Source organism: Citrobacter sp. Colony219, from assembly GCF_019382635.1.
GTDB lineage: Bacteria > Pseudomonadota > Gammaproteobacteria > Enterobacterales > Enterobacteriaceae > Citrobacter > Citrobacter youngae.
In genome coordinates this window covers 4,620,747-4,646,851 of sequence record NZ_CP080033.1, presented here as the reverse complement: position 1 = coordinate 4,646,851, position 26,105 = coordinate 4,620,747, and the positions used below count along the sequence as shown (strand labels likewise).

Here is a 26,105-nt window from a genome sequence, read left to right as displayed (position 1 = left end):
TACCCCTTCATCCACATCCGTACGCCATCAAGGAACATCTGGGTGGCCATCATCACCAGAATCAGCCCCATCAGGCGCTCCAGCGCGTTCACCCCTTTCTCCCCCAGCAGACGCAAAAACAGCGACGACTGCAACAGAATCACAAACGTACCGCCCCAGGCGATCAGCAGCGCAATCACCAGATGCCCCATCTGGTTCGGGTACTGATGCGACAACAGCATTAATGAGGCCAGGATTGTCGGACCGGCTACCAGCGGGATCGCCAGCGGGACGATAAACGGCTCTTCACCCGCCGGAAGCCCGGTGCTATTCCCGGTGGCGCTGGGGAAAATCATCTTAATGGCAATCAGGAACAAAATGATTCCCCCGGAGATAGAAACGGTTTCCGCACGCAGGTTAAGAAATGCCAGAATTTTCTCGCCCGCAAACAGGAATATCAGCATCACCAACAGCGCAATGAACAGCTCGCGAATCATAATCGCGCGGCGGCGTTTTGGTTCGGTATGTTTCAATACGGACATGAAAATGGGCAGATTTCCGAGTGGATCCATAATCAGGATCAATAAAACTGCCGCTGAAATGATTTCATTCATAACTCAAATTCCCTGATAATTACCACGGACTTTCTGCTTGCTTGCGCAGCGGGATAAGTCGCATTACTGATGGCTTCGCTATCATTGATTAATTTCACTTGCGACTTTGGCTGCATTTTGTATGGTGAAGGATATGCCACCAGGACACTGGCATACATACACAGCACACATCTCTGCAGGAAAAAAACGCTATGAAAAATGTTGGTTTTATCGGCTGGCGCGGTATGGTCGGCTCTGTTCTCATGCAACGCATGGTTGAGGAGCGTGACTTCGACGCCATTCGCCCTGTTTTCTTTTCTACTTCCCAGCTCGGGCAGGCGGCACCGACATTCGGTGGAACCGCGACCGGCACGCTTCAGGACGCTTTTGATCTGGATGCGCTGAAGGCGCTCGATATCATCGTGACCTGTCAGGGCGGCGATTATACCAACGAAATCTATCCAAAGCTTCGTGAAAGCGGTTGGCAGGGTTACTGGATTGATGCGGCCTCTTCGCTGCGTATGAAAGACGACGCCATCATTATTCTCGATCCGGTTAACCAGGATGTCATCACCGATGGCCTGAATAAAGGGATTAAGACCTTTGTCGGCGGTAACTGTACCGTTAGCCTGATGCTGATGTCCCTTGGTGGCCTGTTTGCCAATGGCCTGGTCGACTGGGTCTCCGTGGCGACCTATCAGGCGGCTTCCGGCGGCGGTGCGCGTCATATGCGCGAGCTGTTGTCTCAGATGGGCCATCTGTATGGCCATGTGGCCGAGGAGCTGGCGACCCCTTCCTCTGCTATTCTCGACATCGAACGTAAAGTGACGACCCTGTCCCGTAGCGGTGAACTGCCGGTTGATAACTTTGGCGTACCGCTGGCCGGTAGCCTGATTCCGTGGATCGACAAACAGCTCGATAACGGTCAGAGCCGTGAAGAGTGGAAGGGACAGGCGGAAACCAACAAAATTCTCAACACGTCTTCCGTGATCCCGGTTGATGGTCTGTGCGTGCGCGTCGGCGCGCTGCGCTGCCACAGCCAGGCGTTCACCATCAAACTGAAAAAAGATGTGTCTATTCCGACCGTGGAAGAACTGCTGGCGGCGCACAACCCGTGGGCGAAAGTAGTACCAAACGATCGTGAAATCACCATGCGTGAGTTAACCCCGGCGGCCGTTACCGGCACGTTGACCACGCCAGTAGGTCGTCTGCGTAAGCTGAATATGGGACCGGAGTTCCTGTCAGCCTTTACCGTAGGTGACCAGCTGCTTTGGGGTGCTGCGGAGCCATTGCGCCGCATGTTACGTCAACTGGCGTAATGGTTTGTTAATGATCAAAGGGTGCTGAGTCACCCTTTTTTTTGCGTAATACAGGAGTAAGCGCAGATGTTTCATTTTTTACCAGGAGTAAGATAAAGCATTGGCTATTCTTTAAGGGTGACTTAGTACCGGAGGTATTAAGTTGTTGCCTGAAGGTGGGACGACGCAGAGAGGATGCACAATTGTGCTGCGCCGTTCAGGTCAAAAAAAGTGTCGCTACCTGATGTCGAAAATCAGTTGGAAGGGGTGACACCATAAAACAGGAAGACAACCATGTCCGTTCGTATCGATAGAGACGTGATTAATGCGCTAATTGCAGGCCATTTTGCGGATCCTTTTTCCGTACTCGGTATGCACCAAACTGACGCTGGACTTGAAGTCCGCGCCCTATTACCTGACGCCACCGAAGTGTGGGTGATCGAACCCAAAACCGGACGCAAAGTCGGCAAGCTGGATTGCCTCGACTCTCGTGGCTTTTTCTGTGCAGTACTTCCCCGCCGTAAAAATTTCTTTCGCTATCAGTTGGCCGTTGTCTGGCATGGACAGCAGAATCTGATTGATGACCCTTATCGTTTTGGCCCGCTGATCCAGGATATGGATGCCTGGCTGTTATCTGAAGGTACGCACCTGCGACCTTACGAAACGCTGGGTGCGCATGCGGATACTATGGATGGCGTCACCGGTACGCGCTTCTCCGTCTGGGCGCCGAATGCACAGCGTGTTTCAGTCGTGGGACAGTTCAACTACTGGGATGGCCGTCGCCACCCGATGCGCCTGCGCAAAGAAAGCGGTATCTGGGAGCTGTTTATCCCCGGCGCGCAGCATGGTCAGCTGTACAAATATGAGATGATCGATGCCAACGGTAAGCTGCGAATCAAAGCGGACCCCTACGCGTTTGAAGCGCAAATGCGCCCGGAAACCGCATCGCTTATCTGTGGTTTGCCGGAAAAAGTGGTGCAAAGCGAGGAGCGCAAAAGAGCCAACCAGTTTGATGCGCCGATTTCTATCTATGAAGTGCATCTGGGCTCGTGGCGTCGTCATACCGACAACAACTTCTGGCTGAGCTATCGTGAGCTGGCAGATCAGCTGGTGCCTTACGCCAAGTGGATGGGCTTTACCCACCTTGAACTGTTGCCGATTAACGAGCATCCGTTCGACGGTAGCTGGGGTTACCAGCCTACCGGCATGTATGCGCCGACCCGTCGATTTGGTACGCGCGATGACTTCCGCTATTTTGTCAATGCCGCGCATCAGGCGGGGCTGAACGTCATTCTCGACTGGGTGCCGGGTCATTTCCCGTCGGACGACTTTGGTCTGGCTCAGTTTGATGGCACCAGTTTGTATGAACACAGCGATCCGCGTGAAGGCTATCACCAGGACTGGAACACGCTGATCTACAACTATGGCCGCCGTGAAGTCAGCAACTATCTGGTGGGCAACGCCCTGTACTGGATTGAGCGCTTTGGTATCGACGCGCTGCGCGTGGATGCCGTGGCATCGATGATTTATCGCGACTACAGCCGTAAAGAAGGTGAATGGGTTCCGAACGAATTTGGTGGTCGCGAAAACCTCGAAGCCATTGAGTTCTTGCGCAATACCAACCGTATTCTTGGCGAACAGGTGCCGGGTGCGGTGAGCATGGCGGAAGAGTCCACTGATTTTGCTGGCGTTTCAAGACCGCAGGACATGGGCGGTTTAGGGTTCTGGTATAAGTGGAACCTCGGCTGGATGCACGACACGCTGGACTACATGAAACTGGACCCGGTTCATCGTCAGTACCATCACGATAAGCTGACCTTCGGCATGCTGTACAACTACACCGAGAACTTTGTCCTGCCGTTGTCGCACGATGAAGTGGTGCACGGCAAGAAATCGATTCTCGACCGCATGCCGGGCGATGCGTGGCAGAAGTTTGCCAACCTGCGCGCCTACTACGGCTGGATGTGGGCCTTCCCCGGTAAGAAACTGTTGTTTATGGGCAATGAGTTTGCTCAGGGACGCGAATGGAACCACGACGCCAGCCTCGACTGGCACCTGCTGGAAGGCGGCGACAACTGGCACCACGGCGTACAGCGTCTGGTGCGCGACCTGAACCACACCTACCGTCATCACAAAGCGCTGCACGAGCTCGACTTTGACGCCTATGGCTTTGAGTGGCTGGTGGTGGATGACAACGAACGTTCGGTGCTGGCTTTCGTGCGTCGTGACAAGGTCGGCAATGAAATCATCGTGGTCAGTAACTTTACGCCTGTGCCCCGCCACGGCTATCGCTTCGGTATCAATCAGCCGGGGAAATGGCGAGAGATCCTCAATACCGATTCGATGCATTACCACGGCAGCAATACCGGCAACGGCGGTGCGGTGCACAGTGATGAAATCGCCAGTCATGGTCGTCAGCATTCACTGAGCCTCACGTTGCCGCCGTTGGCAACGATCTGGCTGGTTCGGGAGGGGGAATGACGCAACTGGCAACCGGCAACGCCACCCCCCATGGTGCAACGTATGACGGCCATGGTGTCAATTTCACCCTTTTCTCGGCCCACGCTGAGCGCGTTGAATTATGCGTATTCGATGAGCAAGGCTGTGAACTCCGCTACGACCTGCCGGGGCGTAGCGGCGATGTCTGGCACGGCTATCTGGCCAACGCCCGTCCCGGTCTGCGCTATGGCTATCGCGTCCATGGCCCATGGCAACCGCAGCAGGGCCACCGGTTTAACCCGGCGAAACTGCTGCTCGACCCTTGCGCCCGTAGGGTAGAGGGCGAGTTAAAAGATAACCCGCTGCTGCACGGCGGGATAAATGAACCGGATCACCGTGATAACGCCGCCATCGCGCTGAAGGGCGTGGTGGTGTCCGACCATTATGACTGGGAGGATGATGCCCCGCCGCGCACACCGTGGGGCAATACCGTGATTTACGAAGCGCATGTCAAAGGGTTGACGTATTTGCATCCTGACCTGCCGGAAGAGATTCGCGGAACCTACAAAGCGCTGGGTCATCCGGTGATGATCGATTACTTCAAGCGTCTCGGTATTACCGCGCTGGAGCTGCTGCCGGTGGCGCATTTTGCCAGCGAACCGCGACTTCAGCGGCTGGGCCTGTCGAACTACTGGGGATACAACCCGGTGGCGATGTTCGCGCTGCATCCGGCCTATGCCTGCTCGCCAGAGAGTGCGCTGGATGAGTTTCGTGATGCGGTGAAAGCGCTGCACAAAGCGGGGATTGAGGTCATTCTCGATATCGTTTTGAACCATAGCGCCGAGCTGGATCTCGAAGGGCCTGTCTTCTCCCTGCGCGGAATTGATAACCGTAGCTATTATTGGATCAGGGACGATGGTGATTACTACAACTGGACCGGCTGCGGGAACACCCTCAACCTGAGCCATCCTGGCGTTGTGGAATACGCATGTGAATGCCTGCGTTATTGGGTGGAAACCTGCCACGTGGACGGCTTTCGTTTTGATTTAGCATCCGTCATGGGGCGTATGCCTGCGTTTCGTCAGGATGCGCCGCTGTTTACCGCGATCCAAAACTGTCCGCTGCTCTCACGCGCTAAGCTGATTGCGGAACCGTGGGATATTGGTGAAGGCGGGTATCAGGTGGGGAATTTTCCCCCACCGTTTGCCGAGTGGAATGACCATTTCCGCGATGCGACGCGACGCTTTTGGCTCCAGCGTAATCTCTCGTTGGGCGAGTTTGCCGGGCGTTTTGCCGCATCCAGCGATGTGTTTAAACGCCAGGGCCGCAAACCCAGCGCCACGGTCAATCTGGTGACCGCGCACGACGGTTTTACGCTACGCGACTGTGTGTGCTTCACAAATAAGCACAATGAAGCGAATGGTGAGGAAAATCGCGACGGCACTAGCAATAACTACAGCGACAATCATGGTAAAGAAGGATTAGGCGGCACGCTGGACCTGATTGAACGGCGGCGCGACAGCATTCATGCGCTGTTAACCACGCTGTTGCTCTCCCAGGGGACGCCGATGTTGCTGGCGGGCGATGAGCATGGTCATAGCCAGCACGGCAACAATAACGCTTACTGTCAGGATAACGCCTTAACCTGGCTGGACTGGCAGCAGGCAAACAGTGGGCTAACCACATTTACTGCCGCGCTGATTCATCTGCGCCGGCAAATACCCGCATTAACGGGGGATTGCTGGTGGGAAGAGGGCGATGGCAATGTTCGTTGGCTGAATAAGTACGCACAACCCTTAAGTGCGGATGAGTGGCAAAACGGCCCGAGGCAGATGCAAATCCAGCTTTCAGACCGTTTTCTGATTGCAATAAACGCCACGCTTGAGGTGACAGATATCGTTTTACCTGAAGGGGAATGGCATGCCATTCCCCCATTTGCCGGAGAGGATAATCCGGTGCTTACGGCTGTCTGGCAGGGACCTGCGCACGGACTGTGTGTGTTCCAGAGAAGATAAAAAGGAGTTAGTCATGGTGAGTTTAGAGAAGAACGATCGTGTAATGTTGGCGCGCCAGCTGCCATTAAAATCTGTTGCCCTGATCCTGGCCGGTGGCCGCGGAACCCGTCTGAAAGATTTAACCAACAAACGAGCCAAGCCTGCCGTGCACTTTGGCGGTAAGTTCCGCATTATCGATTTTGCTTTATCCAACTGTATTAACTCCGGGATCCGCCGTATCGGCGTAATCACGCAGTATCAGTCCCATACGCTGGTGCAGCATATCCAGCGCGGCTGGTCGTTCTTTAGCGAAGAGATGAACGAGTTCGTCGATCTGCTGCCTGCCCAGCAGAGAATGCAGGGTGAAAACTGGTATCGCGGCACGGCGGATGCGGTGACCCAAAACCTGGACATCATTCGACGCTATAAAGCGGAATATGTGGTGATCCTCGCGGGCGATCATATTTATAAGCAGGACTACTCACGCATGCTGATCGACCACGTCGAGAAAGGCGCGCGCTGCACCGTGGCCTGTATGCCTGTGCCGATCGAAGAAGCCAGCGCGTTTGGCGTAATGGATGTTGATGAAAACGACAAAATTATCGAATTCGTTGAAAAACCCTCCAACCCGCCGGCGATGCCGAATGATCCGACCAAATCGCTTGCCAGTATGGGGATCTACATCTTCAACGCCGATTATCTGTATGAACTGCTGGCGGAAGATGATCTCGATGAAAACTCCAGTCACGATTTTGGCAAAGACATCATCCCAAAAATCACCGAAGCTGGCATGGCGTATGCACATCCATTCCCGTTGTCCTGCGTGCAGTCTGACCCGGAATCCGAGCCGTACTGGCGCGATGTGGGAACGCTGGAGGCCTACTGGAAGGCGAACCTCGATTTGGCTTCGGTGACGCCTGAACTGGATATGTACGACCAGGACTGGCCAATCCGAACGCACATGGAATCGCTGCCTCCGGCGAAATTTGTTCAGGACCGTTCCGGCAGCCACGGCATGACGCTGAACTCGCTGGTTTCCGGTGGCTGTATTATTTCGGGTTCGGTGGTGGTGCAGTCCGTTCTGTTCCCGCGCGTGCGGGTGAATTCTTTCTGTAACATTGATTCGGCAGTGTTGTTACCTGAAGTGTGGGTTGGACGTTCGTGCCGCTTACGTCGTTGCATTATCGATCGCGCCTGCATCATTCCTGAGGGCATGGTGATTGGCGAAAATGCGGAAGAAGATGCTCGTCGCTTCTACCGCTCAGAGGAAGGCATTGTGCTGGTCACGCGTGAAATGCTACGCAAACTGCAAATCAAACAGGAGCGATAATGCAGGTTTTACACGTTTGTTCAGAGATGTTCCCCCTGTTAAAAACCGGGGGACTGGCGGATGTTATTGGGGCGTTACCTGCGGCACAAATTGCGGACGGTGTGGATGCCCGCGTATTGCTTCCGGCGTTTCCTGATATTCGTCGCGGCATTCCCGATGCGCAGGTCGTGACGCGTCGGGATACCTTCGCCGGACGGATAACGCTGTTGTTCGGACATTACAACGGCGTCGGCATTTATCTGATTGATGCGCCACATCTCTATGACCGTCCCGGGAGCCCGTATCACGATACGAACCTGTTTGCGTATACCGATAACGTGCTGCGTTTTGCGCTGTTGGGTTGGGTCGGCTGTGAAATGGCCTGCGGCCTTGATCCATTCTGGCGCCCGGATGTGGTGCATGCGCACGACTGGCACGCTGGCCTGGCGCCGGCGTATCTGGCGGCGCGCGGCCATCCGGCGAAATCGGTGTTCACCGTACACAACCTGGCGTATCAAGGCATGTTTTATGCAAAGCATATGGATGACATCCAATTGCCATGGTCGTTCTTTAATGTGCACGGGCTGGAGTTTAACGGCCAGATTTCGTTCCTGAAGGCCGGGTTGTACTACGCCGACCACATTACGGCGGTCAGTCCGACCTACGCGCGGGAAATTACCGAGGCGCAGTTCGCCTACGGCATGGAAGGTTTGTTGCAGCAGCGCCATCGCGAAGGGCGTCTTTCCGGCGTGCTGAACGGCGTTGATGAAAAAATCTGGAGCCCGGAAACCGATCTGCTGCTGGCGTCGCGCTATACGCGTGACACGCTGGAAGAGAAGGCGGAGAACAAACGGCAGCTACAGATCGCGATGGGACTTAAGGTTAACGATAAAGTGCCGCTGTTTGCTGTAGTCAGTCGCCTGACCAGCCAGAAAGGGTTGGATCTGGTGCTGGAAGCGTTGCCGGGGTTGTTAGAGCAGGGCGGACAACTGGCGTTGCTCGGCGCGGGCGATCCGGTATTGCAGGAAGGTTTCCTCGCCGCGGCGGCGGAACATCCGGGCCAGGTGGGCGTACAGATTGGCTATCATGAAGCCTTCTCGCATCGCATCATGGGCGGGGCTGATGTGATATTGGTGCCCAGCCGTTTTGAGCCGTGTGGCTTAACACAATTGTATGGACTGAAGTACGGCACGTTGCCGCTGGTGCGACGTACCGGTGGGCTGGCTGATACGGTGTCTGATAGTTCGCTGGAGAACCTGGCGGACGGTATCGCCAGTGGGTTTGTATTTGAAGATAGTAATGCCTGGTCGCTGCTACGGGCGATCCGGCGTGCTTTCGTATTGTGGTCCCGGCCTTCGCTGTGGCGGTTTGTACAACGTCAGGCCATGACCATGGATTTTAGCTGGCAAGTCGCGGCGAAGTCATACCGTGAGCTTTACTATCGCTTGAAATAGTTATCCAGGAATCACCTATATGAATGCTCCATTTACTTATGCATCGCCCACACTCAGCGTAGAGGCACTTAAGCATTCTATTGCCTACAAGCTGATGTTCACGATTGGTAAAGACCCGGTCATTGCCAATAAACATGAGTGGCTGAACGCCACATTGTTCGCGGTGCGCGATCGTCTCGTGGAGCGCTGGCTGCGTTCTAATCGTGCGCAATTATCCCAGGAAACTCGACAGGTCTATTACCTGTCTATGGAGTTCCTGATTGGCCGCACGCTTTCCAATGCACTGTTATCGTTGGGGATTTATGACGATGTCAAAAATGCGCTGGAAGGCATGGGGCTGGATCTTGAAGATCTGATCGACGAAGAAAACGACCCGGGTCTTGGCAACGGTGGCCTCGGGCGCCTGGCGGCCTGCTTCCTGGACTCGCTGGCAACGCTGGGACTGCCGGGACGTGGCTACGGTATTCGCTATGACTACGGCATGTTCAAGCAAAACATTGTTGATGGCCGACAGAAAGAGTCGCCGGACTACTGGCTGGAATACGGTAACCCATGGGAGTTCAAACGCCACAATACGCGCTACAAAGTGCGTTTTGGCGGGCGTATTCAGCAGGAAGGCAAGAAAACGCGCTGGATAGAAACTGAAGAGATCCTCGCGGTTGCCTACGACCAGATTATCCCCGGTTACGACACTGATGCCACCAACACGCTGCGCCTGTGGAATGCACAGGCCAGTAGCGAAATCAACCTTGGTAAATTCAATCAGGGCGATTACTTTGCGGCGGTGGAAGATAAAAACCACTCCGAGAACGTCTCCCGCGTGCTGTATCCGGATGACTCCACCTATTCGGGACGCGAGCTGCGCTTGCGTCAGGAGTATTTCCTGGTCTCCGCCACGGTGCAGGATATCCTGAGTCGTCATTACCAACTGCACAAAACCTACGACAACCTGGCGGACAAAATTGCTATTCACCTCAATGACACCCATCCGGTGCTGTCGATCCCTGAGCTGATGCGTCTGCTGATTGATGAGCACAAGTTTAGCTGGGACGATGCCTTTGAGGTGTGCTGTCAGGTCTTTTCGTATACCAACCATACGCTGATGAGCGAGGCGCTGGAAACCTGGCCGGTGGATATGCTGGGTAAAATTCTGCCGCGCCACCTGCAAATTATCTTTGAGATTAACGATTACTTCCTGAAAACGCTGCAGGAGCAGTATCCGAGCGATACGGGTCTGTTGGGGCGGACGTCGATCATCGATGAATCCAACGGCCGCCGGGTGCGTATGGCATGGCTGGCGGTGGTGGTGAGCCACAAGGTTAACGGCGTGTCGGAACTGCACTCCAACCTGATGGTACAGTCGCTGTTTGCTGACTTTGCGAAGATCTTCCCGACCCGTTTTTGCAACGTTACCAACGGCGTGACGCCGCGTCGCTGGCTGGCGCTGGCGAATCCGGCGCTTTCCAATGTGCTGGATGAGAACATTGGCCGTACCTGGCGCACCGATCTCAGTCAGCTCAGCGAACTGGAACAACACTGCGATTACCCGCTGGTAAATCAGGCGGTGCGTCATGCGAAGCTGGAGAACAAAAAGCGACTGGCGACGCTCATCGCGCAGCAGTTGAATGTGGTGGTGAATCCGAAATCGCTGTTTGATGTGCAGATCAAGCGTATTCACGAGTACAAACGTCAGCTGATGAACGTGCTGCATGTGATCACCCGCTACAACCGCATTAAGGCCGATCCTGACGCCGAGTGGGTGCCGCGTGTGAATATCTTCGCCGGTAAAGCGGCTTCGGCCTATTACATGGCGAAGCACATCATTCACCTGATTAACGATGTCGCGAAAGTGATCAACAACGATCCACAGATTGGCGACAAGCTGAAGGTGGTGTTTATTCCTAACTACAGCGTCAGCCTGGCGCAGGTGATTATTCCTGCCGCCGACCTGTCTGAGCAAATCTCACTGGCCGGGACCGAAGCCTCCGGGACCAGTAACATGAAATTTGCGCTGAATGGCGCGCTGACCATCGGTACGCTGGATGGCGCTAACGTTGAGATGCTGGAGCATGTGGGCGCAGAAAATATCTTTATCTTTGGTAATACGGCGGAAGAAGTGGAGGCGCTGCGTAGTCAGGGTTACAAGCCGCGTGAGTATTACGAGAAAGATGAAGAGCTGCACCAGGTGCTGACGCAAATCGGCAGTGGCGTATTCAGCCCTGAGGAGCCGGGACGCTACCGTGATCTGGTGGACTCACTGATCAACTTTGGCGACCACTATCAGGTGCTGGCGGATTATCGCAGCTACGTTGATTGTCAGGATAAGGTTGATGAACTGTATCGTCATCCGGAAGAGTGGACCACCAAGTCGATGATCAATATCGCCAACATGGGCTACTTCTCATCGGACAGGACCATCAAAGAGTATGCCGAAAACATCTGGCATATTGATTCGGTGCGGTTGTAAAACACGAGGCCGGGGGCGCTTCGCTTGCCCGGCCTACGTTTATGCACTTTTGTAAGCCGGATAAGGCGTCGCCGCCATCCGGCATTTTTATCAGGACGCCAGCGACAGTTGGTGCTTCTCAATGTACTCCGCCAGCCACTGGGTCATGCGCGACTGCTGTTCTGCATTCAGCCACATCCCTTCTTTCGTACGGCGCCACAGCGCATCTTCCGCACGACGAACCCATTCGTGATCGACCAGATATTTCAGCTCGGCCTCATAAAACTCATGGCCAAAGTCTTCACCTAACTCGGCAAGCGAGGTGGCTTCGCCGATGACCCATTCGGTGTTGCTGCCGTAGGTGCGAGAATAATGGCGCGCCAGCGACTCGGTCAGGAACGGGTAGCGACGGCGCAGTTTGGCCGCGTAGTCTTCGCGATCGCCGCCAATGTCACCGCCTGGCAGAATGCACTCTTTCGTCCACGCCGGACCAATGCCCTGATAGTACGATGCCAGTTTTTCCATCGCGTGCTCAGCCAGCTTACGATAGGTCGTCAGCTTGCCGCCAAAGACCGACAGCAGCGGCGCTTTGCCGTTTTCATCATGGATATCCAGCGTGTAATCACGGGTGATAGCCTGCGGCGAGTCGGACTCGTCGTCGCACAGCGGGCGCACGCCTGAGTAAGTCCAGACGATATCATCACGGCCCAGCTGTTTCTTAAAGTGCGCATTGTAGACCTTCAGCAGGTAATTGATTTCACTCTCATCAATTTTCACCGCTTTTGGGTCGCCTTTGTATTCGACGTCGGTCGTCCCGATGATCGAGAATTCGTCCATCCATGGGATGACAAACACAATACGTTTATCTTCGTTTTGCAGGATGTAAGCCTGTTTCTGGGTATGGACGCGCGGCACCACGATGTGGCTGCCTTTAATCAGGCGAATACCGTACGGCGATGGCAGGTGCATGCCGTCGTCGAAGAACTCTTTCACCCACGGGCCGGTGGCGTTGACCAGACCGCGCGCCTGCCAGGTGTGCTTTTTGCCGGTGTCGATGTCTTCGGCTTCCACAATCCACAAACCGTTTTCACGGCGAGCGGAGGTGGCGCGCGTGCGGGTTAACACTTCTCCGCCTTTGCGTACGACCATTTGGGCATTTGCCAAAACCAGTCGTGCATCGTCTACCCAGCAATCAGAATATTCGAAACCGCGCACAATCTCGGGTTTCATTACGGAATCCGCGCCAAAACGCAAACCGGTAGAACCTGGCAAACTGGTGCGTTTGCCCAGATGATCGTACATAAACAGACCAATACGGATCATCCACGCCGGACGCAGATGCGGGCGATGGGGCAGACGAAAGCGCATTGGGAAGGCGATATGCGGTGCCATTTTCAACAGCACTTCACGTTCGGCCAGCGCTTCGCTAACCAGACGGAATTCGTAGTGTTCCAGGTAGCGCAGGCCACCGTGGATGAGTTTGGAGCTGGCGGAGGAGGTCGCGCAGGCTAAATCCTGTGCTTCCAGCATCAGTACGGATAATCCGCGTCCAGCGGCATCTGCCGCGATACCGGCACCGTTGATGCCTCCACCTATCACAATCAGATCTTTGGTTTCCATGCTGGCCTCTCGCACTTTCGTTATAGCTCATTAATGTTCGTTATCGAGCATAATAGCAAAGAATCGCGCCATTGGTAACATCGGATAAACAATTTACAGTGATACATATAACATTATGGTGTTTAACTGCCGTCGGGACGTACACTAAGAAGTAACATGTTTGAAAAGCGTCACCTGCTAATAAAGAAGAGAGAGCAATGGATCAGTTTGAATGTATTAATGTCGAAGAAGCGCATCAGAAGCTGCATCAGGGAGCTGCGGTGTTAGTGGATATCCGCGATCCGCAAAGCTATGCGATGGGTCACGCCCCGCAGGCGTTTCATCTGACGAACGACACGCTGGGGTCATTTATGCGTGAGCATGATTTCGACACCACCGTGTTGGTGATGTGTTATCACGGCAACAGCAGTAAAGGCGCGGCGCAATATCTTCTGCAGCAGGGCTATGACGCGGTTTACAGCGTTGACGGCGGCTTCGATGCCTGGCATCGACATTTTCCGGCAGAAGTGGCATACGGTTCGTAAGCTAACAAAGATGCAGCCTGAAACGGGCAGGATATATATACTGTCCTCTTTTGTGTGGATGAAGCGACAGCAACCATGTTGATGATTACCTCTTTTGCTAACCCCCGCGTGGCGCAGGCATTTGTTGATTATATGGCGACACAGGGCGTTATCCTGACGATTCAACAACATCAGCAAACGGATGTCTGGTTGGCGGATGAGTCCCAGGCTGAGCGCGTGCATGCTGAACTGGCGCGATTTCTGGAGAACCCGGGCGATCCGCGCTATCTGGCGGCAAGCTGGCAGTCAGGGCAGACCGACAGCGGTTTGCGCTATCAACGCTATCCGTTTCTTGCCACGTTGCGCGAACGTGCGGGTCCGGTGACCTGGGCGGTGATGGCCGCGTGTGTGCTGGTGTTTATCGCAATGAATGTGATGGGTGACCAGGCGGTTATGCTCTGGCTGGCATGGCCGTTTGATCCTACGCTGAAATTTGAATTCTGGCGTTATTTCACCCACGCGTTTATGCACTTCTCACTGATGCACATTCTGTTCAACCTGTTGTGGTGGTGGTATCTCGGCGGCGCGGTTGAAAAACGACTCGGCAGCGGAAAACTAATCGTTATTACCGTAATTAGCGCGCTGTTGAGCGGCTATGTGCAGCAGAAATTTAGCGGCCCGTGGTTCGGTGGACTTTCCGGCGTAGTGTATGCCCTGATGGGCTACGTGTGGTTGCGCGGTGAGCGCGATCCGCAAAGCGGCATTTTCCTGCAGCGTGGTTTGATTATCTTTGCGTTGATGTGGATTGTTGCCGGCTGGTTTGATTTGTTCGGCATGTCGATGGCGAACGGCGCGCATATCGCCGGGTTGGCCGTCGGTCTGGCAATGGCATTTGCTGATACTATTCATGTGCGAAAACGAACGTAATTTCAGGGAACCATAATGAAGCAAACACAACGACATGACGCGATCATCGAACTGGTAAAAAAACAGGGATACGTCAGCACCGAGGAGCTGGTGGAGCATTTCTCCGTCAGCCCACAGACGATTCGCCGCGATCTCAACGATCTGGCCGATCAGAACATGATTTTGCGCCATCACGGCGGCGCGGCGCTGCCCTCCAGCTCGGTCAACACGCCGTGGCATGACCGTAAAGCGACGCAGACGGCGGAAAAAGAGCGCATTGCCCGCAAAGTCGCCACGCAGATCCCGAACGGCTCCACGCTGTTTATTGATATCGGCACCACGCCGGAAGCGGTCGCTCATGCGCTGCTTAATCACAGCAACCTGCGCATTGTGACCAACAACCTCAATGTGGCGAATACGCTGATGGCAAAAGAGGATTTCCGCATTATTCTGGCCGGTGGCGAACTGCGTAGCCGTGACGGCGGTATTATGGGCGAAGCGACCCTCGACTTTATTTCACAGTTCCGTCTGGACTTTGGCATCTTAGGGATAAGCGGTATCGACAGCGATGGTTCGCTGCTGGAATTTGATTATCACGAAGTTCGCACCAAACGCGCCATTATTGAGAATTCACGTCATGTGATGCTGGTGGTGGATCATTCGAAGTTTGGGCGTAATGCGATGGTGAACATGGGCAGTATCAGCATGGTGGATGCAGTATATACCGACACGCTACCGCCTGCTGGCGTGATGCAGGTCATTGCTGACCATCATATCCAGTTAGAGTTGTGCTAAGCGGGTTCCAGGCCTGATACGCATAGCGCATCAGGCGTTAACTAAACGCCATACCCCATCATCTTCAGCAGTTTCTGCGCATGTTGCACCGCATCCTGGCGGTGCGCCACGCCGAGCTTTTGGTACAAATTGCGGATGTGCGTCTTAATGGTCGTCGCGGCAACAGCCAGCTCACCGGCAATCTGCTCGTTGCTGTAGCCAGAATAAATCAGACCGAGAACCTGCCATTCACGCTGGGTCAGCGGGCTGGTACGGATCAGCTCCGGGACGTCCGGGTGGGTGAGCAGGCGTTCAACGAATCCTTCATCAAAGTGGGCGAATTTGTGGCGGTGATGCTGGTTAATCTCGCGCAAAATACGCTGCGCACGATGCTGTTCAAGTTCCGGTAATGTGTTGAGCTGAATCAGCTGGCGTAACTGCTGCGCCATGGCCTCGCCTTCGATCACAAAGTGGCTGATGAACCCGGTGCGGTTCGCCAGTTGCAGGGCGTCGAGCAACACCCGCTGTGCGTCATTTTTGCGCCCCGCCTGCCAGTACAATTGATTAAGCAGCAGCAGGTTACGGTTCAGATCGCTCATCAGGCGCAGATTGCGCGCATTTTCATTCAACTCTTCCAGCACAATCTCAGCCGGTTCAAACTCGCCCAGCAGGATCTGCGCACGGGCGATGTTGCGCCACTGTCCTTGCAGGAAGTGGTTATTGGCGAATTCCGGTTTCGGCGTGTGGCGCAGCCAGTTGGCGGCTGAATTTTTGTCGCCGACCATTTGCCAGTAAATCACCCGGACTTTATCAGCGTTGGAGATCCAGTCGCTGTGATAGTGGCCATTACCCAGCAGGTTTTCCAGACGGTTGAGCAGGCTACGCGCGTTGTCCAGATCGCCACGCGCCAGCGAACACTGAACCTGCAGCGCCAGACACTGTAGCTGCTGCTGCGGCTGGAAGGTGGAAAGTAGTTCAATACCCGAGCGAGCAGACGCTTCCGCTTCGTCCAGGCGCGCCCATGCCCACAGGAGCTGCGCACGAATGCGCACCAGGAACTCGTGCATCGGCAGCTGTTCGAGGTGCTGCTCTTTGATCAGCTGGAACGCTTTTTCCTGGATTTCCCAGGCGGCCTGCAAAAAGCCCTGGGCAAACAAGATTTCACTTTGCTGAATAAGACTCCACAGGGCGTAATGCCAGACGTCATGATGGCGCGCCATTTGTTCGGTTTGCTGCATCAACGTCAGAGAACGCGTGAGGTCGCCCTTACAGTGCAGAACTTCGCCGTGTACCGAGGTGGCGACAATTCGGCTATAGAACCAGGCGATGGGTAATTCATCCAGCGCCAGTTTCGCCAGACGCTCGGCTTCATCAGGATTTCCGTCGTTAATCGCGACCTGCGCTCGCAGGGCGTTAAATTCAGCATGTAGCGTCTGTTCCATATCGCCTTTCATTTCCTGCTCAGCGCGCGCCAGCAGGGTATTCACCTCGCCGTAGCGGTGCTGGCTTTGCATCAGCCAGGCTTGCAGCAGAACCAGACGCGGATTTTCCAGCAGGCTTTCCCACGGCAGAGCTTTCAATGACTCTTCAAGTAATGCCAGTTCGCTGTGGTTAAACAGCCCCCACGCATGATTGAGCAGAATGTCGCGCAGCATATGGGCGTCGCCTGCCGCCAGCGCGTGGTGGATGGCTTCGGTCGGAAAACCTTGCGCCATCCAGCTTTCAGCGGCGGCGCGGTGTATTTCGGGAAGTTCGGTAGCTAACTCCCACTGGCAACGCTGGCGTAAAAAGCTGCCAAATAGCGGGTGATAGCTAAACCATTCGCCGACATCATCCATCCGCTGCAGGAATAATCCCTGGCGCTCAATTTCCTCCAGCCGCATTTGGCCGTTTTCTTCGCCCGTGACCCGAACAATCAGCGCATCGTTCATCGAGCGCAGGATGGCGCTTTTTAGCAGGAAATGGCGGGTTCCGATATCGACGCTGTCCAGGACTTCATCGACCAGATAATCGGATAAATGGCTGGCGTTGATACCGGCCAGACGTCGTGCCGACTGGTGGGCGGAATGGTTGTTCTGACGGGCAGATAAGGCGATCAGCTGTAACGCCGTGGCCCAGCCTGCAACGTCATCGCACATGCGGCTACTTTCCGCAGCCTCAATCGGGGAGGACAGGCGACGGTCAAAGAATTGTTTGGCTTCCTGGTGGTTAAACGCCAACTGCTGACTGCCGATTTCCAGCAGTTGATCGCGTACGCGCAGGTTGGCAATGCCCAGTTGCGGTAGGTTTCGCGACAGCACGACTAACGTCAGATTTTCCGGCTGATGGCGCAGGAAAAAACGCATCGCTTCGTGGATGGCTGGATTGGAGATCAGATGATAATCATCCACGACCAGATAGAGTGGACGATGCCACTCTGCCAGTTCAATGAACAACTGGGCAAACAGTGAAGTCAGGCTGGCATACTGGCGTTTTTGCACCATGGCTTCGCTGGTGGTGCAGTGCCCACCGGTCGCCTGTTGGATTGCCGCAATCAAATAGCTGGCGAAGCGCTCTTGCTGGTTATCGCCTTCATCCAGGGAATACCAGCCTAATTCGTTCTTCCCCGCCGCCCATTGTGAAACAAGCGTTGTTTTTCCATAACCAGCAGGACTTGTTATCAGGGCAAGCCTGAAATTGTTCGCGCCGGAAAGTTTAGCCAACAGGCGCTCACGAACCACCGTATGGTCGAGTCGAACCGGACGACTTAATTTAGACGGAATCAACATAAGTTAGTCACTTCACTGTGTGAATATGGGGGAAAACGATTTTTTTTGCGCTTCGTAATTAATAGATATAAGGTCGGCCAGAACGGGATTTATTGCAAGCTAAGCGGACTTTTTGTGTGTCTGATTTTGCACTATGTCACAAATCTATACATCTATTGCAATAATTGTTTTAAAGAGTCGCAACAGGCATGGTGACTGGATCCAGCGTTATTTTTACAGGGCGGAATAACTCCTCTTCTTTTATATGGTTACTGTGGTGATGAATAAAAGTCGATGAATTTTGTGCTCGACTTAAAACTTTCATGTGAAATATCTCAAGCAGAATGTGTATTTCAGGTTAGAAACTATTTCTCCGTTTACATATTTTTTCTAAATGTCATCTTCCTGTTTGATATTGTCTGGATAATCCCTTTTGATTAATGCGAAAACCGCGATGCATTTCAGGGGTATGCGCAGAGCCTGCGTATTTATCAGCCATAATACCCCTCGTAAAGTGGCGGCGATCACATTTTAACGCTCATCCCCGCTCCTCCTCCCTACCTAATCCCTGGCAGGATGAGGAAGGTCAACAACGAGCCTGGCAAACTAGCGATAACGTTGTTTATTACCTAAGGACCTGGAATCCCTATGTCACAGCCTACTTTCAACAAAGATCAATTTCAGGCTGCCCTGACGCGTCAGTGGCAGCGCTTCGGTTTATCGTCGGCTCACGAAATGACGTCGCGCCAGTGGTGGCAGGCCGTGAGTGGGGCGTTGGCTGAGTTACTCAGCGCCCAGCCTGCGGTGAAACCGGCAAAAAATCAGCGCCATGTTAACTATATCTCAATGGAGTTTTTGATTGGCCGTCTGACGGGGAACAACTTGCTCAACCTGGGCTGGTATCAGGCGGTGAGCGACGAGCTGAAAGCACACGACATCAACCTGACCGACTTGCTGGAAGAAGAAACCGATCCGGCGTTGGGGAACGGGGGGCTGGGCCGTCTGGCTGCGTGTTTCCTCGACTCGATGGCAACGGTTGGCCAGTCGGCGACGGGCTATGGCCTCAACTATCAGTACGGTTTATTCCGTCAGTCATTTGCTGATGGGCAACAGATGGAAGCTCCGGATGACTGGCATCGCGGCAGCTACCCGTGGTTCCGTCACAACGAAGCGCTGGATGTGCAGGTAGGGATTGGCGGCAAGGTCAGCAAACAAGGCCACTGGGAGCCGGGATTCATCATCACCGGTCAGGCCTGGGATCTACCGGTTCTCGGCTACCGCAACGGCGTGGCGCAGCCGCTGCGTTTGTGGCAGGCCAGCCATGCGCATCCGTTTAACCTGACCAAATTTAACGACGGTGATTTCCTGCGTGCCGAGCAGCAGGGTATCGACGCTGAAAAACTGACCAAAGTGCTGTACCCGAACGACAACCACACGGCGGGTAAAAAGCTGCGCCTGATGCAGCAGTACTTCCAGTGCGCCTGCTCCGTAGCCGATATTCTGCGCCGCCATCATCTGGCGGGACGTAAATTGCACGAACTGGCCGACTACGAAGTTATTCAACTGAACGACACCCACCCGACTATTGCGATCCCTGAACTGCTGCGCGTGCTGATCGATGATCACCAGATGAGCTGGGACGATGCATGGACGATCACCAGCAAGACGTTTGCGTATACCAACCACACTTTGATGCCAGAGGCGCTGGAGTGCTGGGATGAGAAGCTGGTGAAAGCGCTATTACCACGCCATATGCAAATCATCAAAGAGATTAACGACCGCTTTAAGACGCTGGTCGATAAAACCTGGCCGGGTGATGCTGAAGTCTGGGCGAAGCTGGCGGTGGTGCACAACAAACAGGTGCGCATGGCCAACATGTGCGTGGTCAGCGGCTTTGCGGTTAATGGTGTGGCAGCGCTGCACTCCGATCTGGTGGTGAAAGATCTGTTCCCGGAATATCACCAACTGTGGCCGAACAAATTCCATAACGTCACCAACGGGATTACCCCACGTCGCTGGATTAAGCAGTGCAACCCGGCGCTGGCAGCGCTGCTGGATAAATCGCTGAAAAAAGAGTGGGCTAACGACCTCGACCAGTTGATTAACCTGGAAAAATACGCCGACGACGCGAAGTTCCGTCAGCAGTATCGCGACATCAAGCTGGCGAACAAAGCGCGTCTGGTGAAGTTTATTAAAGCGCGAACCGGTATTGAGATAACGACTAACGCGATTTTTGATATTCAGATTAAACGTCTGCATGAGTACAAGCGTCAGCACCTGAACCTGCTGCATATTCTGGCGTTGTACAAAGAAATCCGTGAGAACCCGCAGGCCGATCGCGTGCCGCGCGTATTCCTGTTTGGGGCGAAAGCGGCTCCGGGTTACTACCTGGCGAAAAATATCATCTTCGCCATTAACAAGGTGGCGGAAACCATCAATAACGACCCGAAAGTTGGCGATAAGTTGAAGGTCGTGTTCCTGCCGGATTACTGTGTCTCAGCGGCAGAAATGCTGATCCCGGCGGCGGATATCTCTGAGCAGATCTCAACCGCAGGGAAAGAGGCTTCCGGCACCGGCAACATGAAGCTGGCGCTGAATGGCGCCTTAACCGTCGGTACGCTGGATGGCGCAAACGTCGAAATCGCCGAAAAAGTGGGCGACGAGAATATCTTTATCTTTGGTCATACCGTGGAAGAGGTGAAGGCGCTCAAGGCCAAAGGTTACGATCCGGTGAAATGGCGTAAGAAAGACAAAGTGCTGGATGCGGTCCTGAAAGAGCTGGAAAGCGGGAAATACAGCGACGGCGACAAACATGCTTTTGACCAGATGCTGCACAGCATCGGCAAGCAGGGCGGTGACCCGTATCTGGTGATGGCGGACTTCGCAGCCTACGTTGAAGCGCAGAAGCAGGTTGACGTGTTGTATCGTGACCAGGATGCCTGGACGCGGGCGGCGATCCTGAATACCGCACGTTGCGGCATGTTCAGCTCGGATCGCTCCATCCGCGATTATCAGGCCCGTATCTGGCAGGCGAAACGTTAAGGAATCGCGATGGAAAGCAAACGTCTGGATAATGCCGCGCTGGCGGCGGGGATCAGCCCCAATTACATTAACGCTCACGGCAAACCGCAGTCTATTGGCGCCGAAACCAAGCGGCGTTTGCTTGAAGCCATGCATCGCACCACCGCCGCCACGCAGGTGGCGGTGACGCCAGTGCCGAATGTCATGGTTTATACCGCCGGTAAGAAAATGTCGCTGGCGGTTGAGGGAAGCGGAGAGTTTAGCTGGCTGCTGACCACTGAAGATGGCGTACAGCACAAAGGGCATGCCATCGGCGGCAAATCTTTTCACCTTCCGACGAAACTGTCGGAGGGCTATCACACGCTGACATTGACGCAGGGCGAGCTGCGCACCCACTGTCGTGTCATCGTGGCGCCAAAGCGCTGCTATGAACCGCAGGCGCTGCTGGAGGGGCAAAAACTGTGGGGCGCATGCGTTCAGCTCTACACCCTGCGTTCAGAGAAAAACTGGGGGATTGGCGACTTTGGCGATCTCCGCGCCATGCTGGTAGATGTGGCGCAACGCGGCGGCGCGTTTATCGGGCTTAATCCTATTCACGCGCTGTATCCGGCGAACCCGGAAAGCGCCAGCCCGTACAGCCCGTCATCACGTCGCTGGCTGAACGTTATTTATATTGATGTTAACGCAGTAGATGATTTCCGCCTGAGTAAAGAGGCGCAGGCGTGGTGGCAGAAACCCGCGACTCAGCAAACCCTGCAACGTGCGCGCGATAGTGAGTGGGTTGATTATTCTGCTGTTACCGCACTGAAGATGACCGCGCTGCGCATGGCGTGGAAAAATTTCTCTGCACGTGACGATGAGCAGATGGCGGCATTTCGCCAGTTTGTGGCTCAGGAAGGAGATAGCCTGTACTGGCAGGCAGCCTTTGACGCGTTGCATGCGCATCAGGTGCAAGAGGATGCGTTGCGCTGGGGATGGCCGGTGTGGCCGGAAGCTTTTCAGTCGGTAGATTCGCCGGAGGTCAAACAGTTCTGCGCAGAGCATCGTGATGAGGTGGATTTCTACCTGTGGCTGCAGTGGCTGGCGTATACCCAGTTTGCTGACTGCTGGAAAACCAGCCAGGGTTTTGCGATGCCGATTGGACTGTATCGCGACCTGGCGGTTGGTGTGGCAGACGGTGGGTCAGAGACCTGGTGTGACCGTGAACTGTATTGTCTGAAAGCCTCAGTTGGCGCGCCGCCGGATATTCTTGGGCCGCTTGGGCAAAACTGGGGGCTGCCGCCGATGGATCCGCACATCATCACGGCACGGGCCTACGAACCGTTTATCGAACTGCTGCGCGCCAATATGCAGAACTGCGGTGCGCTGCGTATCGACCATGTTATGTCGATGCTGCGTCTGTGGTGGATCCCCTACGGTGAAACTGCCGATCACGGCGCTTACGTGCACTATCCGGTCGATGACCTGCTTTCAATTCTGGCGCTGGAGAGTAAACGTCATCACTGCATGGTAATTGGTGAGGATCTGGGTACCGTTCCCGTGGAGATCGTCAGCAAGCTGCGCGACAGCGGCGTGTACTCCTACAAAGTGCTTTATTTCGAGAATGACCATGAGAAAAACTTCCGTGCGCCGAAAGCGTACCCGGAACAATCAATGGCAGTCGCGGCGACGCATGACCTTCCTACGCTTAAAGGTTATTGGGATAGCGGCGATTTGACGCTGGGTAAGGCGCTGGGCCTGTACCCGGATGAAGTCGTGCTGCGGGGGTTGTATCAGGACCGGGAGCTGGCGAAACAGGGGCTGCTGGACGCGCTGCACAAATACGGCTGCCTGCCAAAACGTGCTGGTCACAAGGCGTCACTGATGTCGATGACGCCGATTCTTAATCGCGGCATGCAACGCTACATCGCTGACAGCAACAGCGCGTTGCTGGGCCTGCAACCGGAAGACTGGCTGGATATGGCTGAACCGGTCAACATTCCGGGGACCAGCGACCAGTACAAAAACTGGCGGCGTAAGCTCACCGCCACGCTGGAGCAGATGTTTGCAGATGAGGGCGTGAACAAGCTGATTAAGGATTTGGATAAGCGGCGAAAAGCAGCGGCGAAGAAGAAGTAAAGAAATTAAGCCGGGTAGGCGCTAGCGCCACCCGGCTTTTTTACATCAGATTGCCATATTTAACAGCAGGCACCCTACCAGGCCGCATACTGAAATAATGGTTTCCAGCATTGACCATGACTTGATGGTTTCACCGATAGTCAGGTTGAAGTACTCCTTGAACAGCCAGAAGCCTGGATCGTTCACGTGGGAGAAAATGACGGAACCGGAACCGACTGCAATAACCATTAGCTCAGGGCTTACGCCGGTCGTTGCAATTAGTGGTGCCACAATCCCGCCAGCGGTGATTGCCGCAACGGTTGCTGAACCCAGTGCGATACGCAGGACCGCCGCAATAGACCATGCCATCAGCAGTGGAGACACGTTAGAGCCATGCATCATTGAAGCGATGTATTTGTCCACGCCGCTATCAACCAGGACCTGTTTGAAGGCACCGCCACCACCGATAATCAACAGCATCATCGCGATGATTTTGATTGAGGACACCAGCGTGTCGTTAATCTGATCCATCGAACGTCCACGGTTCAGACCAAACGTGAACATCGCAATCAGCACTGCAATCAGCGTTGCCATGACCGGGTCACCGAGGAATTCTGCAACCGTCAGGAAAGCATGACCTTTTGGCAGAATCATCTCCGCCACGGCGCGCATTGCCATCAGAATAACCGGGACCAGAGAGGTCCAGACGCTGACGCCAAAGCCTGGCATCTCTTCTTCAGTGAAGGTTTTCGCGCTGTACAGACCTTCCGGGATCGGCTTATCGATACCTTTCAGGAAACGTGCGTAAACAGGACCGGCGAGAATAACGGTCGGGATTGCCAGAATCGTACCAAACAGCAGGGTTTTACCCATATCTGCGTGGAAAATGGTGGCGATAGCGGTTGGACCCGGGTGCGGTGGCAGGAAGCCGTGCGTTACGGACAGCGCGGCAGCCATCGGCACGCCAACGTACAGCAGCGGGATGTTGGCAGCAGCGGCAATGGTGAACACCAGCGGCAGCATCAGTACGAAACCAACTTCGTAGAACAGGGCAAAACCAACGGTGAAGCCGGTTAATACCACCGCCCACTGAATATGTTTTTTGCCGAATTTAGCAATCAGGGTGGTTGCGATGCGCTGTGCGCCGCCGCAGTCCGCCAGCATTTTGCCCAGCATGGCGCCAAAACCCATAATCAGGGCGAGGCTGCCAAGGGTTCCGCCGACACCGGCTTTAATCGAACCAATGACTTTATCCAGTGGCATCCCTTGCATCAATCCGACAGCAAGCGCCACCAGGACGAGAGCGATGAAACCGTTCATTTTGAAACGGATCATCAGGAGGAGTAACAAGATTACACCGATAGCAACGATGACTAATGGCATGATTTACCTGGCCTTTACTTTGTTATGGGTAACGTCAGTGTTTAGATGACAAATTCCGATTGTCCCGACCGGGAACAGCGTATTCACAGCACCAATGCTGATTGCCCGTAAAACTAATCAGTTTCGCTGGCTGTTATGTGCGTCTTGGGTGCTGATACAAATGATACGGGTAACATACTGCGCTTGAGAATCACCTGGACAGGCAAAATTTAAATTATGAGAGGCTGGTCAAATTATGCGGGGGATTGTTGCAGGGTACGTGCAGAGAAATGTAAGGGCGTAGGCCGGATAAAGCGTTTACACTGCCATCCGGCATCAAGGCCCGATGGCGACGCGGATGCGTCTTATCGGGCCTACAAGTCTGGTCGCTAGTAGTAAGAGTGCTCGCCACGCTGGTGTTCGGTTAAATCGCGAACGCCTTTCAGTTCCGGGAATTCAGCCAGCAGCTGCTTCTCGATACCTTCTTTCAGCGTCACATCGACCATTGAACAGCCGTTACAGCCGCCGCCAAACTGCAGAATGGCGTAGCCTTCATCGGTGATTTCCATCAGAGAGACGCGACCACCGTGGCCTGCCAGCTGCGGGTTGATCTGCGATTGCAGCATGTACTCCACGCGTTCCATCAGCGGTGCATCATCGGCAACTTTACGCATTTTGGCGTTTGGCGCTTTCAGGGTCAGCTGGGAGCCTAACTGGTCGGTAACGAAATCGATTTCTGCATCTTCCAGATACGGTGCGCTCAGTTCATCAACATATGCGGTCAGCAGGTCAAATTTAATGGCGGTGTCGGTTGCTTCCACGGCGTCCGGCGGACAATAAGAAACGCCGCATTCAGCGTTAGGCGTGCCGGGATTAATCACAAATACGCGGATTTGTGTCCCTTCTTCCTGATTTGCCAGCAGTTTGGCAAAGTGCGCTTGTGCAGCATCGGAAATATGGATCATAGTAATGGCCTAATAGTTGACTATTTTACTTGGTTATAATACGCCCATCATCGAGGCTCTACAAGGTTCGACACAGGCACCATACCTGGACAGTCGCCGCGCCGTTGCGTAAAAGCAGCTGCGCGATTTCCGCGACGGTACTTCCGGTAGTGACGACATCATCCACAATAACCATATGGAGTCCCTGCACCGGCAATTCAAGGCGAAAGGCGTTTTTCAGGTTACGTTTACGCAATCGGGCGCTGAGATGGTGCTGCGTGGCGGTTGCCCGAACCCGCGATATGGTCCGGCTGTCCCAGTCGCAGCCCAGCCAGCGCGCCAGTGGGCGACACAGTAATTCGCTCTGATTAAACCCCCTGCGCCAGTGCCGTCGCTGCCAGAGCGGGACGCTGATGAGCCTGTCTGGCAGAGGAAGACCGCTGACGCGCCGTGCCTGCAATACCTCCAGCAACAGCAAACGCGAAAGAGCGGAGGCTGTTTCGCTGCGTCGCGAAAACTTGAGCTGGTGGATAAGCCCGCTCAACGGCGGAACATAGTCGCTGACGGTGACCAGCCGCTGCCACGGCGGCGGTTTTTGCAGGCAGCGCCCACAGGGAAG

Annotated in this window: 17 protein-coding genes; 11 read left to right on the top strand and 6 right to left on the bottom strand. The window is 54.5% G+C overall.

All coding sequences use genetic code 11. The features are described from left to right. Positions 1-593 (bottom strand): NAAT family transporter YhgN (locus JTI85_RS20670; RefSeq protein WP_003023480.1); only part of this gene is annotated, 593 nt, incomplete at its 3' end. 191 nt (positions 594-784) lie between these two features. Here JTI85_RS20670 and asd point away from each other — a divergent pair. From asd to glgP, 6 genes are all read left to right on the top strand, one after another. Further along, positions 785-1,891, top strand: a complete 1,107-nt coding sequence (gene asd / locus JTI85_RS20665) for an aspartate-semialdehyde dehydrogenase (RefSeq protein WP_219351954.1) — start codon at positions 785-787, stop codon at positions 1,889-1,891. Between the two features lie 273 nt (positions 1,892-2,164). Beyond that, positions 2,165-4,351 (top strand): 1,4-alpha-glucan branching enzyme, encoded by a 2,187-nt coding sequence (gene glgB, locus JTI85_RS20660; RefSeq protein ID WP_219351953.1) that lies wholly within the window; start codon positions 2,165-2,167, stop codon positions 4,349-4,351. Further along, complete coding sequence (glgX, locus tag JTI85_RS20655) at positions 4,348-6,324, top strand: glycogen debranching protein GlgX (protein ID WP_219351952.1); 1,977 nt, start codon at positions 4,348-4,350, stop codon at positions 6,322-6,324. The genes glgB and glgX overlap by 4 nt, the downstream gene beginning before the upstream one ends. 13 nt (positions 6,325-6,337) lie before the next feature. Then, positions 6,338-7,633 carry a glucose-1-phosphate adenylyltransferase gene (glgC, locus tag JTI85_RS20650; RefSeq protein WP_137378577.1) on the top strand — a complete coding sequence of 432 codons (1,296 nt, stop codon included), beginning with the start codon at positions 6,338-6,340 and terminating at the stop codon, positions 7,631-7,633. Further along, complete coding sequence (gene glgA, locus JTI85_RS20645; RefSeq protein ID WP_048213567.1) at positions 7,633-9,066, top strand: glycogen synthase GlgA; 1,434 nt, start codon at positions 7,633-7,635, stop codon at positions 9,064-9,066. Before glgC ends, glgA begins: the two co-directional genes overlap by 1 nt. A gap of 19 nt (positions 9,067-9,085) precedes the next feature. After that, positions 9,086-11,533 (top strand): glycogen phosphorylase, encoded by a 2,448-nt coding sequence (gene glgP / locus JTI85_RS20640; RefSeq protein ID WP_048213566.1) that lies wholly within the window; start codon positions 9,086-9,088, stop codon positions 11,531-11,533. A 90-nt stretch (positions 11,534-11,623) separates the two neighbouring features. Here the strand turns inward: glgP and glpD are convergent, their stop codons facing one another. Continuing rightward, positions 11,624-13,132, bottom strand: a complete 1,509-nt coding sequence (gene glpD, locus JTI85_RS20635) for a glycerol-3-phosphate dehydrogenase (protein WP_048213565.1) — start codon at positions 13,130-13,132, stop codon at positions 11,624-11,626. 197 nt (positions 13,133-13,329) lie between these two features. On the opposite strand from glpD, the gene glpE reads away from it, so the two are divergent. The 3 genes from glpE (at position 13,330) to JTI85_RS20620 (ending at position 15,336) form a co-directional block, all read left to right on the top strand. Beyond that, complete coding sequence (glpE, locus tag JTI85_RS20630) at positions 13,330-13,656, top strand: thiosulfate sulfurtransferase GlpE (protein ID WP_048213564.1); 327 nt, start codon at positions 13,330-13,332, stop codon at positions 13,654-13,656. Between the two features lie 75 nt (positions 13,657-13,731). After that, positions 13,732-14,562: a rhomboid family intramembrane serine protease GlpG gene (gene glpG, locus JTI85_RS20625; protein ID WP_048213800.1), complete on the top strand. Its 831-nt coding sequence runs from the start codon at positions 13,732-13,734 to the stop codon at positions 14,560-14,562. A 15-nt stretch (positions 14,563-14,577) separates the two neighbouring features. Next, a complete protein-coding gene (locus JTI85_RS20620) occupies positions 14,578-15,336 on the top strand; it encodes a DeoR/GlpR family transcriptional regulator (RefSeq protein ID WP_003023499.1) in 759 nt (252 codons plus the stop codon). A gap of 41 nt (positions 15,337-15,377) precedes the next feature. Here JTI85_RS20620 and malT read toward each other — a convergent pair whose 3' ends face one another. Then, positions 15,378-18,083 carry an HTH-type transcriptional regulator MalT gene (gene malT / locus JTI85_RS20615; RefSeq protein WP_219351951.1) on the bottom strand — a complete coding sequence of 902 codons (2,706 nt, stop codon included), beginning with the start codon at positions 18,081-18,083 and terminating at the stop codon, positions 15,378-15,380. 627 nt (positions 18,084-18,710) lie between these two features. On the opposite strand from malT, the gene malP reads away from it, so the two are divergent. Together malP and malQ are read left to right on the top strand one after the other, a co-directional pair. Beyond that, positions 18,711-21,104: a maltodextrin phosphorylase gene (malP, locus tag JTI85_RS20610; RefSeq protein WP_116360416.1), complete on the top strand. Its 2,394-nt coding sequence runs from the start codon at positions 18,711-18,713 to the stop codon at positions 21,102-21,104. Between the two features lie 9 nt (positions 21,105-21,113). Further along, the gene (gene malQ / locus JTI85_RS20605; RefSeq protein WP_119922212.1) at positions 21,114-23,201 is read left to right on the top strand and encodes a 4-alpha-glucanotransferase; all 2,088 of its coding nucleotides are present in this window, start codon (positions 21,114-21,116) and stop codon (positions 23,199-23,201) included. 45 nt (positions 23,202-23,246) lie between these two features. Here the strand turns inward: malQ and gntT are convergent, their stop codons facing one another. The 3 genes from gntT to gntX all read right to left on the bottom strand — a co-directional run. Continuing rightward, positions 23,247-24,563 carry a gluconate transporter gene (gene gntT, locus JTI85_RS20600; RefSeq protein ID WP_032950402.1) on the bottom strand — a complete coding sequence of 439 codons (1,317 nt, stop codon included), beginning with the start codon at positions 24,561-24,563 and terminating at the stop codon, positions 23,247-23,249. Positions 24,564-24,931: 368 nt separating this feature from the next. Beyond that, entirely contained in the window at positions 24,932-25,507 is a 576-nt protein-coding gene (nfuA, locus tag JTI85_RS20595; RefSeq protein ID WP_003023509.1) for a Fe-S biogenesis protein NfuA, read from the bottom strand. Positions 25,508-25,565: 58 nt separating this feature from the next. After that, a partial coding sequence (gntX, locus tag JTI85_RS20590; protein WP_255574967.1) for a DNA utilization protein GntX occupies positions 25,566-26,105 on the bottom strand: 540 nt, incomplete at its 5' end.